Here is a 15,997-nt window from a genome sequence, read left to right on the forward strand (position 1 = left end):
GCACCTCGTGGATGGTTGAAGTGCCCTGGCCGGTCTCCTGGCTGACGGGTGACACCGTCCGACTCCGCCTTCCCGGGTCACAAGGACCCAGTGGCTGCCCGCGAGGGCCGGAGCCGGACTTCCCGATCACAGTGGCGAGGGCCGCACCGGCATCACACCGGATTTCCCGTTCACCAAGGCGTGGCGACAGTAGTGCCAGGTGGGGGGCGATGACAAGCACGCCCATCCGCCCGCGACCGCGGGGCTCCACGGCCGCGGCCGGGTTCACCGCGGCCGCCGTACGTCCGCCGCCCCGGGACGGAGCCGCCCCGCCCGCCCCTGGCCCGGCCCGTGCCCCCGGCCGCTCCACGCACGAGCCGGCCGTCACGGCCCACCGGCGGGGCGGCGCGATCCGGCGGTGTGGACAAACTCACCATCCTGAACGGTGGATGCCGGCTGCCGGTGCGCCGCCGCCCCGGCAGCCGGCCGGAGGTCCGGTGCCCCGCCCGCCCGGACGGCTCACGCCGTGTCCTCGGACCGGGTCGGCGCAGGGCAGGCGGCGGCCGTACCTCTCCGGTTCGTCGAGCGCGGCGTGCGTCATGTGTCGAACTGACCGCCCCGGCCCGCAAACGCCGTGCGCGATGCGGCCCTTACGCCCGTACCGGCAGGGTGCAGAGCGGTCAGAGACCGGCGAGCAGGCTGTCGAGCGGGGCGGGCACACGCCCGGAGCCGAGCGCCTCGACCAGCACATGGCCGTAGCGGATCTTGCGGCCCTTCTTCGTGCCGAGGAAGCGCCGCAACTGCTGCTGCGGTGCGCGACCCTGCTGCGCGGGCTGGTTCAGGAAGGTCTGGAGGGGGCGCAGATCCCCCTCCGCCTGTACGAGCTCCTTCACCCGGGCCACGCCCAGCGCGCGTATGAGCTCGTCCTCCAGATCCGCCGCGCAGACGAAGAAGCCCTCCCGCGCCGCACCGGCCCGCTCCAGGCCGCGGGCGAAGCAGCCCGATTCGTTCTCGTCGCACAGCCCGGTGAGGGCGAGGTCCAGGCCGGGCGGTCCGAGGAGGCGGGCGTAGCGTCCGATGTTCATCGCGCCGCCCATCGGCAGGACGCAGATCCCCTCGGCCGCCAGGTCCCGGCCGTGCGCCGCGGCCAGTGCGTCGACCGCGGCGACGTCGCTCGGGCCTTCGAGCAGGACCGCGGTCCGGACGGGCAACCGCGCGGCCAGACCCCGCGCGGCCTCATCGGGGCCACCGGCGGCCCACGCCGTGACCGCCTCCCGGAACGCATGCATGTCGGACACGGGGCGAGTCTCCGCGATTCCCGGCCACCGCGCGAGGGATTATCCGCCGTCCGACGGCCCGTCCGGCCAGGGCGGGCCGTCGCAACATGCGGAGCCGTGGGTCCGTCTCCCGCCCGTTCGCCTTGCGACACCCGGCACGACGCGCCGGACACCGTGGACGCACGGACCCACGGGAGGTCGGGAGCCGGCGGGCCGGGTGCCGTCAGTGGCAGCCGTCCAGGACCTGCGCGGTCCAGTCACGGGCGAGGACGTCCACCAGGCCCAGGTCGGTGATCTTCATCGTGGGGGAGACGGCCAGGGTGAGCGTCGAGACGCTCATGAACGGGTTGCGGTGACGCCATCCCCATGTGCCGAGTTCGTCCCGCACCCGGCGGGAGGCGTCGGCGACCTCGGCGGCCGGGGCCGTCGACATCACCCCGCCGACGGCCAGGGGCAGTCGGGCGGTGACGGCGCCGTCACGGGCCACGGCCACGCCGCCGTCGTCGTCCAGCACCGCCGAGGCGGCGGCCCGCATCGAGCGCCGTGCGGTGCCGAGCGTGACGAGGTTGTGGCTGTCATGGGCGTACGTCGTGGTGACCGCGCCGTCGCCGAGGTCCATCCCGGTCACCGGCACACAGGCCGTGTGGTCGCGGCCGTGCCGGTTGCGCACCCAGCACAGGGCGGTCCGGCCCTCCCACGCGACCTCACCGCCGGTGACATCGAGTTCGATCTCGGTGGGCTCGGTGTACGTGTCGACCGGGTTGACGCGCAGCGCCCGGAAGCGGTGGCGCCCGTCGGGCAGGTCCACCCGCCACGTGTACTCGTCGTCCGGGAGCCCGGGCACGTGGACGGAGCCCGCGAACGGGTGGCCGCCCGGGTGCGGTTCCTCGTACACCGGCCGTCCTCCGGCCGCGACGAGCCGGCCGCCCGCGATGACGGAGTCGACGGCGAAGTCCTCCAACGGCCCTTCGAGCAGCACGAGGTCGGCGCGCCTGCCCGGCGCGACGACGCCCCGGTCGGGCAGCCGGAGCCGCTGGGCGGGCGTCCAGGTCAGCGCGCGCAGCGTGTCGAGCGCGGGCAGCCCGGCCGCGACCGCCGTACGGGCGATGTGGTCCAGATGCCCCTTCGCCGTGATGTGGTCGGCCGCCAGGTCGTCGGTGACGAGGCAGACGGGCGGCAGCTGCGGCAGTGCGATGAGGGCCCGGACGACCTCGGGCTCCAGGCACTTCTCCTGGAGCATCACGGTCATGCCGAGACGGGCCTTCTCGACCACGATCTCGGGGGTGTTCTTGGTGTGGTCGGAGTCGATGCCGGTGGCCATGTACCGGCTGAGCTCCTCGCCGGACAGGCCGGGGCAGTGCCCGTCGAGGATGGCACCCTGGTCCCGGGCGGTCGCGATGATGGAGTGCATCCGCTCGTCGCCGGAGACCACTGCGCGGTAGTCCATGACCTCGGCGAGTGCCCGTACGCCGTCCCAGCGCAGCAGATCGCCGACGTCGGCGGCGTCCAGGTGGGCGCCGGAGTGCTCGAACCCGGCGAGCGCCGGCACGCACGACGGCACGCCCCACAGCTGCGTCTGCGGGGTGGACCGCCCCGCCTCGATCATCCACCGCATCGCCGCGCGCCCGGCGACGTTGACGATCTCGTGCGGGTCCGCGAGCACGGTGGTCGTGCCGCGCGGCAGCGTCAGCCACGCGAACGCGGCCGGGGTGAGGAAGGAGCTCTCGACGTGCATGTGCGCGTCGAGGAACCCGGGGACGATCAGCCGTCCGGTGGCGTCGACCAGGCGGGCGGCCTCGCCACCGGTGCCCGGCGGCACCACCCCGCTGATGACCTCGCCGGTGACGAGGACGTCAGCGGTGAAGACCTCGCCGGTGAAGACGGAGACGACACTGCCCCCGAAGATGCGGACGTCGTGCACGAGATTTCCGATCAGTGGATGGAGTTGTAGAAGAAGTAGCCGAGGAAGGGCAGCAGGACCCACATCCCGACGTGGATGTCCCTGAAGCGCCCGGACGCCGCCTTGACCAGCACGTACGAGGTGAGACCGGCGGCGATGCCGGTGCCGAAGTTGCCCCAGAACAGGGTGCAGGCGACGGTGAGGGCCGCCGGAAGGGCGTCGGTGACGTCGGACATGTCGACCTTGCGCAGCCCGGCGAGCATCGACAGGCCGATGAACATCAGCACCGGGGCGGTCGCCGCCTCCGGGATCATGGTCGCGACCGGGGTGAAGAGCAGCAGCAGGGCGAACAGGCCGCCGGTGACGACCGAGGTCAGCCCCGTACGGCCGCCGCTGTCGGAGCCGGCCGCCGACTCCAGGTACGTCGTCACGCTCGGGCCGCCCATGGCCGAACCCCCGATCACGCTGACGGAGTCGACGAGGAACGGCTTGTTGATGTCCTTCATCTGCCCCTGGTCGTCGGTGAGCCCGATCCGCTCGCCCACCGCCATCACGACGCCGGTGGTGGAGAAGAACTCGGCGGCGAAGAGGGCGAACAGGTAGGGCAGGTAGTGCGGTTCGAGCGCGCCCCACAGGTCGATGTCGAACGCCACCGGGCCCATGCCTCCAGGGGCCTCGAAGAGGGAGCCGGGCACCTCGGCGACGCCGAGGGGGATCGCCGCGACGGTCAGCACCGCGATGGCGATCAGCAGCGTGCCGGGCACCTTGCGCGAGGAGAGGGCGGCGATCAGCACCAGGCCCGCGAGGGCCAGCAACGCGGCCGCGGAGCCGAGGTCGCCGAGTTCGAGCCCCTTCCTGCCCACACCGATGAGTCCGGCCGAGCGGAAGCCCAGCATCGCGATGTAGAGGCCGATGGCGGGCCCGATCGCCAGTCGTACGCAGTCAGGGATGATGCGGGTGACGAGCTGGCGGATGCCGAGCAGGGTCAGCAGCAGGAACGCCACACCGGACCAGAAGACCATGCCCATGGCCACCGGGTACGGCACCTTCTCCTGCCCGATGAGGGTGACCGCGACGAGCGCCACGCCGCCGAGTCCGGGCGCCAGGACGAACGGCAGGTTGGCGTAGAGCCCCATGAAGAGCGTCGCGAGCACCACCGTCACGATCACCCCGGTGGTCGCCGCCGCGTGCGGCACCCCGGCGCCGGCGAGCATCCCGGGCACCACGACGACCACGTAGGCGGAGGCGAGGAACATGCTCACACCCGCGAGCAGTTCCGTGCGGACGGACGTCCCCCGCTCACTCAGCCGGAAGAACCGGTCCACCTTCGGGACGCTCTCCGCGGTCGTATCGGTCGCCATCGCCGCTCCTCATCAATGCAATCGCTTGCAGCATGCGTTTGCACGGTAGGGTACGGACCGGCTCGCGCAGATGTAAAGCCGCGGGGGAACGACGCAGAGGAGGGGGACGCGATGGCGCGACTCGAGGACGTGGCCCGGGAGGCCGGGGTGTCGGCGTCCACCGTCTCCCGCGCGCTGAGCCGGCCCGACATGGTCTCCGAAGCCACGCGTGCGCGTGTGGTGGCCGTGGCCGAGAGGCTCGGCTACCGCCACAACTCCGCCGCCCGCGCCCTGGTCACCGGCCGGACCGGGCTGCTCGCCTTCAGCGTCCCCTCACTGGCCAACCCGTTCTACGCCCCCGTCATCGCCGGCGCCCAGGAGGCCGCGGAGGAGGCGGGCTGCGAGCTCATCGTGGTGGTGACCAACGGGTCGTCCGCGCGCGAGCAGGCACTCTACGACCGCTTGGCCGAACGCGTCGACGGCTTCGCGGCCGCCGCCCCGCTCGCGGCCGGACCGCTGCTGACGGACGTCGCCCGCAGGCTGCCGCTGGTCACCCTCGACCGCCGTGTCCGCGGGGTCAGTTCCGTCGTCATCGACACCCCCTCGGGCCTCGGGGAGATCGGCGCCCACCTGTCCGGCCTCGGCCACCGCCGGATCGCCTACCTGGGCGGGCCCGAGGGCTCCTGGCTCGACCCGCGGCGGCTGCGCGGCCTGCGCGAGGCGGCCGCCGACTGCGAGGTGCGGGCCATGGGCCCCTTCCCACCGGAGTTCGAGGCCGGCGTCCGCGCCGCCGAGGCGGTCCTCGACTCCGGCTGCACGGCGGTGGTCGCGTACAGCAGCACGCTGCTCCTGGGCCTGCTGCACCGCATGGCCGTGCTGGGGGTGACCACCCCCGGAGACATCAGCCTGGCCTGTGCGGACGACCTGTCCGCGGCGGGACTCGCGATGCCGGACGTCACGGCGCTGCGGGTACCGGCCGCGGACGCGGGGCGGCACGCGGTGGAGCGTCTCCTGCACCTGGTCTCCACAGGGGCCGAGGGGGCCGGCCACCAGCTGCTGCCCGTCGAACTGCGTGCCCGTGCCTCGACGGGACGGCCGCCGCGCCCACGGGCCTGACGGCCGGGTGGAGGTGACCGCGGCCGACGTGCGCCGTCAGCCGACGGGTGTGAACGGGCCCGGGGTTCCGCCCGTCCAGCGGTGCAGACGGATCTCGCCCGCCTGCTTGACGACGCCGTCCTCCTCCACGGTGCGGGCCTCCGCCACGTAGTACCGTCCGCCGCCCAACGCGTCGAAGCCGTAACTGCCCTGGAACTCCCAGCCGCGGATCCCGGTCGCCGCATCGCGCAGCCCGGCCTCGCGGAGCGGGAGGAGAAGGCCGGTCTCCGGCGTGGGCTGCCCCTCGATCGCGCCGCGCACCGGGCGGGCGGACCCGTCGACGGCGAACAGGGAGTAGTTGGGGAACCCGTCCTTCCTGCCCTTGTAGACCGCCATGAACCAGTTCCCGGTGTACGGGTCGTACTGGAGGTTCTGCACACCGTAGGTGGTGTTGCCGGTGCGGACGAAGAAGGTGTTGTCCGGGTGTGCGGGGCCGCTGTGGTGCGGGGCGTCCTGGGACAGCGGTCGCGCGTACCGGGCCCAGCCGCTGATGTCGTAGTCCAGGATCACCTGGTGGTCGTTGTCGCTCCTCCCGGTGTGGGAGTAGACGCCGTACGCGACCTTCAGCGTCTGCTTGCCGCCGCGCCTGCCGAACGCGGGGCCGAACGACACGCCGTCGATGCCGCTGCATCCGTAGCGGTGGTCGGCCGTGTCGGCGGTGTCGCCGTCGAAGACGCCGTCACCGTCCATGTCCGCGCTGAAGTCGGCGGCCACCTTGCCGAGATGGACCGCCGTCATCACCCCGTCCCGTTCGGCGTCCATCCCTGTCCGGTCGATCGCCCGGGTGTCGAAGACCGCGATGTAGAACGATGCCGCCGCCTTGTACTCGAGCGATCCGTAGACCCTGCCGTCCCGTTCGTCGACGTCGATGTCGCCGAGATGGCCGGTGAGGCCCTCGACGGTCCCCACGACCGTGCCGCGGAGGTCGGTCTTCACGAGCTTCTGCGTGAACGACCAGTAGACGAAGCCGCGTCGGCGGTCCACGGTCACGCCCTGCAGATGGCTGGTCGGCCAGGCCCCGCCGTACACCGAGGACGGCAGGCCGGGTATCCCGCCGCCCGGCCGGCTGCCGGCGGCGACACCGGGGGAGGGGACGGACAGGAGCAGGACCGGGACACCGACCCCGGCGACCAGGAAGGTACGGAACATCCGGAGCTTGCCTCGCACGCGGTTTCCTTTCCACAGGGCGGTGCCTCCTTCGAGTGCCGGTCAGGACCGGGCCCGCAGCACCTCCGGGTTGGCGCAGTGGGCCGGCGCCCCGCCGGCCAGGAAGCGGGCGACCTCATCCGCCACCAGGGCGGAGGCGTTGTGGGCGGTCTGCTTGCTGGCGCCCGCCAGGTGCGGGGTCATGACGACGCCGGGCGTGCACCGCAGCCGGGACCCGGCCGGGAGCGGCTCCTCGGGGAACACGTCGAACGCGGCGGCGAAGAGCCGGCCCTCGTCCAGGGCGTCGCACACGGCGTCGTAGTCGACCAGCGAACCGCGGGCGCAGTTGACGAGTACGCCGCCGGGAGGCATGAGCCCGATCAGCTCGCGGGAGAGCAGGCCCGCGGTCCCAGGGGTGGCCCGCGCGTGCACGGTCACGAAGGAGGAGCGGCGCATGAGGTCGGGGAGTTCCACCCGTTCGGCGGGTGCCGCTCCGGCCTCGCCCAGGTACGGGTCTGCGACCAGGACACGAGCGCCGAAGCCCTGGACGATGCGGGCCACCCGGGAGCCGATGGCGCCGTGTCCCACGATGCCGACCGTACTGCCCGCGAGTTCGGGGCCGACGCTGTCGTAGCGGTAGTAGTCGCCCCGCCAGACGCCCGCGGTGAGGTCCTGGTGGGTGGCCGGGACCCGGCGGGTGGCGGCCAGCATCAGGGCCACCGTGTGCTCGGCCGTGGCGGTGGCGTTGCGGCCGGGGGCGAAGGTGACCGCGACACCGTGCCGGGTGGCCGCCGCGAGATTCGCGTTGACGGGGCCTCCCCGGCCGACGCAGAACAGGCGGAGCCCCGGGCTCGCCGCCAGGATCCGTTCCGTCAGCGGCGCCATCTGCGTCACGCAGATGTCCACACCGTCCAGGGCCTCGATCAGCTGGTCCTCGGTACCCGAGGCCTCGTGGACCTCGGCCACCGTACCGAAGGGCTCGACGGGCCAGGGCAGGGTGAGTTCACGGAAGGCCGCCCCGGGTGCGACCGGCCGGAGGCGGTCGGTGAGCAGCGCGTTGCGGACGAAGTGGTCGCCGGCCGCGAGGATCGTGGTCACTCGGGTACTCCAGGGGTCACGTGCTGGTTCAGCGCCAGCAGCGAGGGTGTGCCGTCGCGGAGGATCAGTTCGGTCAGCGCGCAGTTGGCCAGGCGGGGGAAGACACGGCGGTAGTCCCGCAACGGGATCCCCAGGAGCCGGCAGAGCGCGAGCCGGATGGCGGTGGAGTGGGCCACGACGAGAACGCGGCCCTCCTGACCCGCCCGCAGCCCGTCGAGGAATCCGGCGTAGCGCTCTCCGGCGGCGACGGGGTCCTCGCCCTCCGGGAAGTGGCTCCCGACCGGGTCGGCCTCGAAGGCCTTCAGGGCACCGGGCAGGCGTTCCCGCAGCTCGGCGCGGGTCAGCCCCTCGGCGGCACCGAAATCCAGCTCACGCAGACGTGGTTCGAGGGCCAGTGGCAGACCGGCGCGGGCCGCGCATCCCTCCGCGGTCTCCCGGCAGCGTCGCAGCGGGGAGGACCACACCGCCGTGAGGTCCGCACCGCCCGCCCACGAGGCGAGCCCGGACGCCTGGGCGCGGCCGTGCGGGGAGAGAGCGATGTCGGTGATCCCGGCGTAGCGGTTCTCCTCGTGCCAGACGCTCTCCCCGTGCCGGACGAGGAAGACATGGACGCTCATGGTGCGGTCCTTTCCCGTGCGTGGTCCGCGACGGTCCCGGGCAGCCAGCCACGCTCGACCAGCAGTCCGAGCAGCCGGACGTAGCCCTCGTCGTGCGCGGACCGGTGCGAGGCCCGCGGCTCCAGGACCCGGTCCACCCGCACCATCGCGGCGGCGGCACGATCCAGCGCCGGCCCGGTGGCGCCGTGCTCCCCGACGGCGGAGGCCGCGAGCACGGCCATTCCGAGCGCGGGCCGGCCGTGGCGGGGCAGCGACACGGGCCGCCGCAGCACGTCGGCGCGCAGCTGGTTCCACACCGGGTTGCGTGTCGCTCCCCCGGTGAGGACGACGGGCCCCTCGACCCGGGCGCCGAGCAGGTCCAGGTAGTCGAAGCAGAGGCGTTCGAGATACGCGACCCCCTGCATCAGCGCGGCGAAGTCCTCGGAGCGGCCGGCCGGTGCGCGGCTGGCGAACGCGACCGCGTCCGGGGCGACGAACGGGAACCGCTCCCCGGGCGAGACCAGCGGATAGCGCAGCAGGCCGGTGGGCAGGAGGGAACCGGCCGCGGCGGTCAGCCCGTCCAGGTCGGCGCCTGCGAACTCCCGGGAGACCAGGCCCGCCCCCGTGCTGGAGGCACCGCCGGGCAGCCAGTGGCCGGAAGGGGAACGGTGGGAGTAGACGACGCCGTTCGGGTCACGGAGCAGGTCCTCGGTCACCCCTTTGAGGACGAGCGTCGTACCCAGCACCGAGTTCCAGCTGCCGGCCGCGGTCGCCCCGGAGCCGAGCTGGGCCGCACAGCCGTCGGTCATCCCTGCGACGACGGGAATGCCGGGGACGAGTCCGCACTCGGCCGCTGCACCGGCGCAGACCTCGCCGATCACGGTGCCGGGCACCACCAGGCCCGGCAGGACGCCGGCGGGGATCCCCAGCGCGGCGAAGACCTTCCCGGGCCAGTTCACCGTTGCCGCGTCGGCCCCGGACTTGAGGGCGTTGCTGGTGTCCGTGGGCACGTCGTGCCCGACGAGCCTGCGGTTGATCACATCGTTCTGGTGGGCGAGGCGCCAGCCCTCCGCCACCGCGTGGGGGTGCCTGTCGAGCAGCCAGCGGAGCTTGGGAAGCCCCCAGGAGCGCTGCATCCGGCGGTAGCCCGCCCTGGCCCACTGGTGTTCACCGACCGCGTTCACCTGCTCGGTCTCCACCGTCGCACGGCCGTCGTCGTACATGAGACCAGGGGTGACGCACCTACCGTGCCGGTCGGTCAGGGTGACGGTCCCGGAGGTCGCGTCCACGGCCACGGCCCGGATGCGGTGCGGGTCGGCGCCGGCGGCGCAGGTCTGCCCGACCGCCGAGCGGACCGCACGCCACCACTGTTCCGGGTCCTGCTCATGGCGTGCGCCCCGCCGGTCACTGGTCAGCGGCGACGACCCCGTGCCGAGCACCCGGCCGTCCGAGGCCACGGCGACCGCGCGGACCCCCTGGGTGCCCAGGTCCACGCCGAGCCAGATGTCCGGATCGTCGCCGGTCATGCGCCGGCTCCTTCGGTGAGGCCCGCACCGCCGCGGCCGAGTGCCCAGATCGGCCTGTGCAGCTCCCGCAGCCGCAGGAACTCCGCATAGCGGTCCCTCACCGCCGTGCCCTTGGCGGGGTCCGGCTCGCAGGTGGCGGAGATCCGCACGTGCCGCGCCGCCGCGGTGGCGAAGTCGGGCTCGCGGCCGGTCGCGACCACGGCGGTCAGCCAGGCGCCGCGGGCCCCGGTCTCCGCGTCGGCTGGGATCGCCACCGGCAGCCCGACGACGTCGGCGATCATCCGGGTCCAGTACGCGCTTCTGGCACCGCCGCCGCTGAGGGTCAGCAGTTCCGGGGTGGCCGCGGAGGCGGCCAGGCAGTCGCGGATCGCCATGGTGACACCTTCCACCACCGCGCGGGCCACGTCCTCCCGGCCGCTGTCCAGGGACAGACCGGACAGGGAGCCACGGGCTCCCGGGTCGAAGAACGGGGCACGTTCCCCGGCCGAGGAGACGTACGGGAGGAACCGCACCCCGGCCGTGTCCTCGGCGCCGTGCTCGGCGAGTCCCATCAGCTCGGTGGCCGAGCCGAGCCCGAGGAGCCGTGCGCCCCAGTGCAGCATGTCGCCGCCGCTCATGGTGGGGAAGGCGCGCAGGTAGTGCCCGGGGACGCCCAGGGCGACGGTGATGCCCACGGGGGCGTCGGTGAGCACGCAGCCGGCCGAGTCGGTGACGATCTCGGTGGACAGCGTGGTGCCGAGCACGGTGCAGGCCCGGCCGGCGACGACCGCGCCCGAGCCGATGGCCGTGGCGCAGATGTCGTAGGGCGCCAGCACGACCGGGATGCCGGGGGGCAGTCCCGTCTCCGCGGTGGCGGCGGCGCCGAGCGCGGTCACCCGGTGGTCGTCGTCCCGGAGCGCGGGAAGCAGATCCCTGGCCCACTCCACGCCGTACAGCTCGAACAGCTTCTCGGACCAGGTGCGCCGCCCGAGGTCCAGGAAGGGCGCCGACGCCTCGGACTCGTCCACGGCCGTCTCTCCGGTGAGCTTCAGGAAGAGCCATCCGCCGCAGGTCAGCAGGGAGCGGGAGCGGCGCGTCCGGTCCGGATCGTGCTCGCGCATCCAGGCCAGGACGGCGTTGGGCATGCCGGCGGACATGCGGGAGCCGCAGATCCTGAACGCCTGTTCCAGGGTGCCGTCCTGCTCCCACCCGGTGACCAGGTCGGAGGCCCGGCCGTCGTTCCACAGCACCGCGGGCCCGGTGGGCCGGCCCCGCTCGTCGACGAGCCACGCTCCGTCGCCCTGCCCGGTCACGGCGACCAGCCCCGGGGGCTCGGGCAGTGCGGCCACGACCTCCCGGACCGCGGAGGCGACCGCTGCCCACACCTCGTCCATGTCCTGCTCCGCATGGCTCGGACACGGCCGCAGCACCCGGGTCGGGCGATGGCTCACCGTCAGTTCCGCTCCGTCGGACCCGTATCCGACGACCTTGACCGTGGTGGTGCCCGCGTCGATGGCCAGCGATGTCATGCTCTCAGCCCCTTCCGTGTGCCAGCCGCGAGCGGCGGGCGGCGGAGTCCAGGGCGACGGCGACCAGCAGCACGCAGCCCGTGATGACGAAGCGGTACGCGGAATCGAGATTGAGCAGGGTGAGCCCGCTGGAGATCGACTGGATGACGAGGACACCGAGCAGGGCGGCGAAGGCGGATCCGCGGCCCCCGAAAAGGCTGGTCCCGCCGATCACCGCGGCGGCGATGGCATTGAGGTTCACGTCGGCCGTGCCGGTGCTCTGATTCGCCGCCGCGAGACGGGCGGCGGCCAGCACCCCGCCTGTCGCGGCGAGCGTCGAGCACATGACGAACGCCGCGGTGTACACGGCGCGTACGTCGACGCCGGCTCTGCGGGCCGCCTCCGCGTTGCCGCCCACCGCGTACAGGGACCGGCCGAACCCGGTCCGGGCGAGGACGTAGTGCAGGATCAGGACCAGGGCGACGAAGAGCACGAACATCCACGGCACCCCGCGGGTGAGGTTCAGGTAGTACACCGCGAACAGCAGCGCCGCCGCCAGCGCGAGGGACTGCACGGCCAGCCACCGCGGCGAGACGGACGACAGCCCGGCGCGGCGGCGACTGCGGGCACGGAGCAGGCCCAGCGCGAGGAACCCTCCGGCCGCCGGCACCATGAAGGCGTAGGCCACCGCCTCCGGGACGAACCACACCTGGGCGAACCTCACGAGACCCGAGTCGTACGGCAGGTTGATGGCGTTCTCGCCGCGCAGCAGCCAGAGCTGGGCGCCGAGGAACGCCAGCAGACCGCCCAGGGTGGCGACGAAGCTGGGCACACCGAAGCGGTTGAGCGCCTGCCCGTAGAGCCAGCCGATGAACGCGCCGACACCCGCCGCCGTCAGGACCGCCAGCCACACCGACTGCTCGTGACGGACCATCACCACACCCGTCGTCGCGGCGGCGACACCGCTCACGGAGCCGACCGACAGGTCGATCTGGCCGACCAGCAGCACGCACACGATGCCGAGCGCGACGACTCCCAGAGGCACCATGTCGAAGGCCAGGTTCACCAGGTTGGTGCTGGAGAGGAAGGTCCGGTTCAACGACTGGAAGATCGTCCAGATCACCACGACACCGGCGACGACCGGCAGCACGCCCACGTCGCCGGCCCGGACCCGGCGGGCCGAACCGCGGACGCTGTCGCGGAAACCGTGTCGCGCCGCCGATGGCTCGTCCGGCGGGTCGGTGGCCGCAGCCACCGGAGAACCGAGAGAGGTCACGGCTGTCCCTCCTCCTGTCGAGAGGTGGCCGCGCGGCGCGCGGCACGCTGCGAAACGGCGTTGTCGGCCGCCCCGGTGATGGCGGCGACGACCTCTTCGTACGAGACCTCCCGGGCGTCGAACACCCCGTTGTTGCGGCCGAGCCGGAGCACGGCCACCCGGTCTGCGACCGCCCGGACGTCCTCCATGTTGTGGCTGATCATGACGGTGCCGAGCCCGTTGCCCTTGAGGCGTTCGATGAGGTCGAGCACCTCGGCGGTCTGCGCGACGCCGAGGGCGGCCGTCGGTTCGTCCAGCAGGACGACCTCCGGCCGGCCGAGCAGCGCCCGGGCGATCGCCACCGTCTGACGCTGACCGCCGGAGAGAGCCGCCACGGGGAGGTCGAGCGAGGGCACCCTGGCCCCCAGTTCACGCAGCAGCTCCCAGGACCGCTTCTCCATGGCGACGTCGTCCAGCATCCAGGGCCGTAGCTCCTGGCCGAGGAAGAGATTCGCCTTCACGTCGAGGTTCTCGCACAGCGCCAGGTCCTGGTGGACCGTGGCGATGCCCAGCGCGTGCGCCGCGCCGGGGGAGTCGAACGCGACCTCCTCGCCGTGGAAGGCGATCGTCCCCGCGTCGGGGGTGTGGACCCCGGAGAGGATCTTCACGAGGGTGGACTTGCCCGCACCGTTGTCCCCCACCACGGCGACCACTTCACCGGCCGCGACATCGAGGTCGACGCCGCTGAGCGCGGCGACGGCACCGAACCGCTTGCTCACGCCCCTCAGCGACAGCACGACGGATCCGTCGGTCCGGGGAGGTGTTCCGGTTCCGGAGAACGAGGGGACGGTCATAGGACGCTTCTCTCGCCGGGGCACGGGAGGCGCTACCGGATGCCGAGCCGGCGGCAGCCGTCGGCGTACACGCGGGTGCAGACGTCCTCGGTCCCGAGCACCCCGTCCGGGCCGAAGACCACCTCCTTGAGGTTCTCCCGGGTCACCACCGTCGGTTCGAACAGCTGTGAAGGTGTGTCGAAGAGCGTCGAGTCCGGCTCGGGCTCCTCCCCCTTCATCAGCTGATGGGCGGCCTCCGCCGCCGCCTCGGCGACGGTCTTGATGGGCTTGGAGATGGTGTTGTACTGGTCGCCCGACACGATGCGCTGGATCGCGGCCAGCTCGGCGTCGTTGCCGGTGACCGGCGGGACCTTCACCTCGGCGCCCTTGAAGGCCGCGATCGCCCCGCCACCGGTGCCGTCGTTGGCGGCCACCACGCCCGCGATGCGTCCGGAGTGCTGCGCGATCTGTCCGCTCACCCACTGCTGCGCCTTCTCCGGTGACCAGTCCGGGGTGTCGTACTCGGCGAGCAGGTCGAACCCGCTGTCGTCGACGGCCGTGTGGATGCCCTTCTTGATCAGCCCGGCCGCGGCGTCGGTGGGGGAACCGTTGACCTGGAGCAGGCCGCCCATCGCGCCCGTCTTCTCCAGGCGGGCGACCAGCGACCGGCCGATGGATTCGCCGATCGCCTCGTTGTCGAACGAAATGTAGAAGTCCGCCGGATTCTTGGACACCGGTCGGTCATAAGCGATCACCTTGACGCCCTGTGAATGCGCCGTCTGCACGATGGTGGACGCCGAATCCGAGTCGACCGGGTCCAGCACGATCACCCTCGCACCCTGCGCCATCGCGGAGTTGGCCTGCTGCTGTTGCAACGCGGCGTCACTGTCGGCGTTCTGGTAGATCACCTTGCATTCCTGGCAGAGCGCACCCATACGTTTCCTGAAGAGCGGCGCGTCGTACCGCTCGTACCGGGTGGAGGCCAGGTCAGGCATCAGGAACGCGACTTTGCCCGCGCCGCCGCCGTCGTCGGAACCGGCCGTGCCGGGTTCCTCCGCGCACGAGACGAGTGTGCCCAGGACGAGGATTGCGAGGAGAGCAGGACGTGCCGTTCTTCTCATGTTCCACTCCTTGCTCGTGGGCGCTGAAGGCAACGCTCAGGAAACTCAGATGTTTCGTTTGTGTCAACGGGCCGCAGTAATTGAACAATTGCTGTAGCGCTTCCCTTGATTTCGATGTTCGTTCGGTGCGCGCGTTCCGCCGGGCGGCGCGAGGAGCGCGTCGGTCGGCCGTCGTTGCGGCGGGCGGCGGCAGCGGTGCGGCCACGGGCGCCGCCTCACCGGAAGGAGTGACGAACGACGTAATCGGAGTCAGGCCCGGGGATGTTCACTTCACAGAAAATGAACAGGAGCCTTCATGGGAGCAGAGGACCGGCAGCCGGCCGACATGAGCGCGCGGAAACCCCGCGAGCGCAGGGAGCGGATCAAGGGCCGCGTCGTGGACAGGGGGTTCGTCCGGATCGAGCAGCTGGCCGACGAGCTGGGCGTGACGGCCATGACCATCCGCCGGGACCTCGACTACCTGCAGGACCGGGGCTGGCTGAGAAAGGTCCGCGGAGGCGCGACGGCCCAGCCGTCGACCGCCTTCCACGGCGACGTCCGCCACCGTGCCCGTGCCATGACGGCGGAGAAGGAAGCCATCGCCCGCGCCGCCCTGTCGTTCGTCAAGCCCGGGCAGGCGGTCGTCATCGACGACAGCACGACCGCTCTGGCCCTCACGCGCCTCCTGGACCGGCACGCCCCGTTGACCGTCATCACCAACTTCGGCCCCGTCACCCAGACGCTGGCCGACAGCCCGGGCATCGAGCTCATCTCGCTGGGCGGAACCTACTACCCCGCCTACGACGCCTTCCTGGGGCTGCGCACCGTGGACGCCGTGACCAGCCTCAGCGCCGACACGCTGTTCGCCTCCACGACCGCCATCACCCGCGGACACTGCTACCACCAGTCGCAGGAGACGGTGGCCGTGAAGCGCGCCCTGATGGAGGCGTGCGCACGCAAGGTCCTCCTGGTCGACCACACGAAGTTCCGCCGACGCGGCCTCTACCAACTGGCCCCCGTGACCGCCTTCGACCTCGTCATCGTCGACTCCGGAATCCCGGCCTTCGACCTCGACGCCCTCCAGGCCGACGGCGTCGAGGTCCTCGTGGCCCGCCCGGAACAGCCCGCGGCTACGGCCGACGCGGGGTGCCGGTAGACGGAGGGCGCCGGTGGAAGAGGGGCGCCGGTGTACGGAGGGCGTGCCGTGCGTCTGCTGAACAACCGCGGGCGCCTTCGCGCCGCCGAGGTGCCGGCCGCCCCGTGTCCGCCGCGGCCGACCGGGGTCCTGGGGTGGTGGTGGTGGTG

General features: G+C 72.5%; 13 protein-coding genes and 1 riboswitch. Of the genes, 2 read left to right on the forward strand and 11 right to left on the reverse strand.

All coding sequences use genetic code 11. The features are described from left to right. Nucleotides 1–9: 9 nt before the first annotated feature. Nucleotides 10–215, reverse strand: a riboswitch (cobalamin riboswitch). A 444-nt stretch (nt 216–659) separates the two neighbouring features. The 3 genes from ACFC51_RS35210 to ACFC51_RS35220 all read right to left on the reverse strand — a co-directional run bounded on the left by ACFC51_RS35210 (nt 660) and on the right by ACFC51_RS35220 (nt 4,517). Then, nucleotides 660–1,277 (reverse strand): TOPRIM nucleotidyl transferase/hydrolase domain-containing protein, encoded by a 618-nt coding sequence (locus tag ACFC51_RS35210; protein WP_376373705.1) that lies wholly within the window; start codon nt 1,275–1,277, stop codon nt 660–662. A 202-nt stretch (nt 1,278–1,479) separates the two neighbouring features. Further along, nucleotides 1,480–3,177 carry an adenine deaminase C-terminal domain-containing protein gene (locus ACFC51_RS35215; RefSeq protein WP_376532814.1) on the reverse strand — a complete coding sequence of 566 codons (1,698 nt, stop codon included), beginning with the start codon at nt 3,175–3,177 and terminating at the stop codon, nt 1,480–1,482. An 11-nt stretch (nt 3,178–3,188) separates the two neighbouring features. After that, nucleotides 3,189–4,517, reverse strand: coding sequence for an NCS2 family permease (locus ACFC51_RS35220; RefSeq protein ID WP_376532816.1), 1,329 nt, complete (start codon nt 4,515–4,517; stop codon nt 3,189–3,191). 111 nt (nt 4,518–4,628) lie between these two features. Here ACFC51_RS35220 and ACFC51_RS35225 point away from each other — a divergent pair, with 111 nt between their 5' ends. Continuing rightward, complete coding sequence (locus tag ACFC51_RS35225; RefSeq protein ID WP_376532818.1) at nt 4,629–5,612, forward strand: LacI family DNA-binding transcriptional regulator; 984 nt, start codon at nt 4,629–4,631, stop codon at nt 5,610–5,612. A 36-nt stretch (nt 5,613–5,648) separates the two neighbouring features. Here the strand turns inward: ACFC51_RS35225 and ACFC51_RS35230 are convergent, their stop codons facing one another. Genes ACFC51_RS35230 through ACFC51_RS35265 form a run of 8 tightly spaced genes read right to left on the reverse strand, consistent with a single transcriptional unit; the run spans nt 5,649 to nt 14,713 of the window. Continuing rightward, a complete protein-coding gene (locus tag ACFC51_RS35230; protein WP_376373694.1) occupies nt 5,649–6,818 on the reverse strand; it encodes a hypothetical protein in 1,170 nt (389 codons plus the stop codon). A gap of 42 nt (nt 6,819–6,860) precedes the next feature. Beyond that, nucleotides 6,861–7,895 (reverse strand): 2-hydroxyacid dehydrogenase, encoded by a 1,035-nt coding sequence (locus ACFC51_RS35235; RefSeq protein ID WP_376373691.1) that lies wholly within the window; start codon nt 7,893–7,895, stop codon nt 6,861–6,863. Beyond that, nucleotides 7,892–8,512: a histidine phosphatase family protein gene (locus ACFC51_RS35240; protein ID WP_376373688.1), complete on the reverse strand. Its 621-nt coding sequence runs from the start codon at nt 8,510–8,512 to the stop codon at nt 7,892–7,894. Before ACFC51_RS35240 ends, ACFC51_RS35235 begins: the two co-directional genes overlap by 4 nt. Further along, the gene (locus tag ACFC51_RS35245) at nt 8,509–10,017 is read right to left on the reverse strand and encodes an FGGY-family carbohydrate kinase (RefSeq protein WP_376532820.1); all 1,509 of its coding nucleotides are present in this window, start codon (nt 10,015–10,017) and stop codon (nt 8,509–8,511) included. The genes ACFC51_RS35240 and ACFC51_RS35245 overlap by 4 nt, the downstream gene beginning before the upstream one ends. Further along, complete coding sequence (locus tag ACFC51_RS35250; protein ID WP_376532822.1) at nt 10,014–11,525, reverse strand: FGGY family carbohydrate kinase; 1,512 nt, start codon at nt 11,523–11,525, stop codon at nt 10,014–10,016. The genes ACFC51_RS35245 and ACFC51_RS35250 overlap by 4 nt, the downstream gene beginning before the upstream one ends. 4 nt (nt 11,526–11,529) lie before the next feature. Beyond that, nucleotides 11,530–12,780, reverse strand: a complete 1,251-nt coding sequence (locus ACFC51_RS35255; RefSeq protein WP_376532824.1) for a sugar ABC transporter permease — start codon at nt 12,778–12,780, stop codon at nt 11,530–11,532. Continuing rightward, nucleotides 12,777–13,613 carry an ATP-binding cassette domain-containing protein gene (locus ACFC51_RS35260; RefSeq protein ID WP_376532826.1) on the reverse strand — a complete coding sequence of 279 codons (837 nt, stop codon included), beginning with the start codon at nt 13,611–13,613 and terminating at the stop codon, nt 12,777–12,779. Before ACFC51_RS35260 ends, ACFC51_RS35255 begins: the two co-directional genes overlap by 4 nt. A 32-nt stretch (nt 13,614–13,645) precedes the next feature. Continuing rightward, on the reverse strand, nt 13,646–14,713 hold the full coding sequence (locus ACFC51_RS35265; protein ID WP_376532828.1) for a sugar ABC transporter substrate-binding protein: 1,068 nt from the start codon (nt 14,711–14,713) through the stop codon (nt 13,646–13,648). 325 nt (nt 14,714–15,038) lie between these two features. On the opposite strand from ACFC51_RS35265, the gene ACFC51_RS35270 reads away from it, so the two are divergent. Beyond that, nucleotides 15,039–15,848 carry a DeoR/GlpR family DNA-binding transcription regulator gene (locus tag ACFC51_RS35270; RefSeq protein WP_376373733.1) on the forward strand — a complete coding sequence of 270 codons (810 nt, stop codon included), beginning with the start codon at nt 15,039–15,041 and terminating at the stop codon, nt 15,846–15,848. Nucleotides 15,849–15,997: the final 149 nt, after the last annotated feature.

This window comes from Streptomyces sp. NPDC055962, from assembly GCF_042270185.1.
GTDB lineage: Bacteria > Actinomycetota > Actinomycetes > Streptomycetales > Streptomycetaceae > Streptomyces.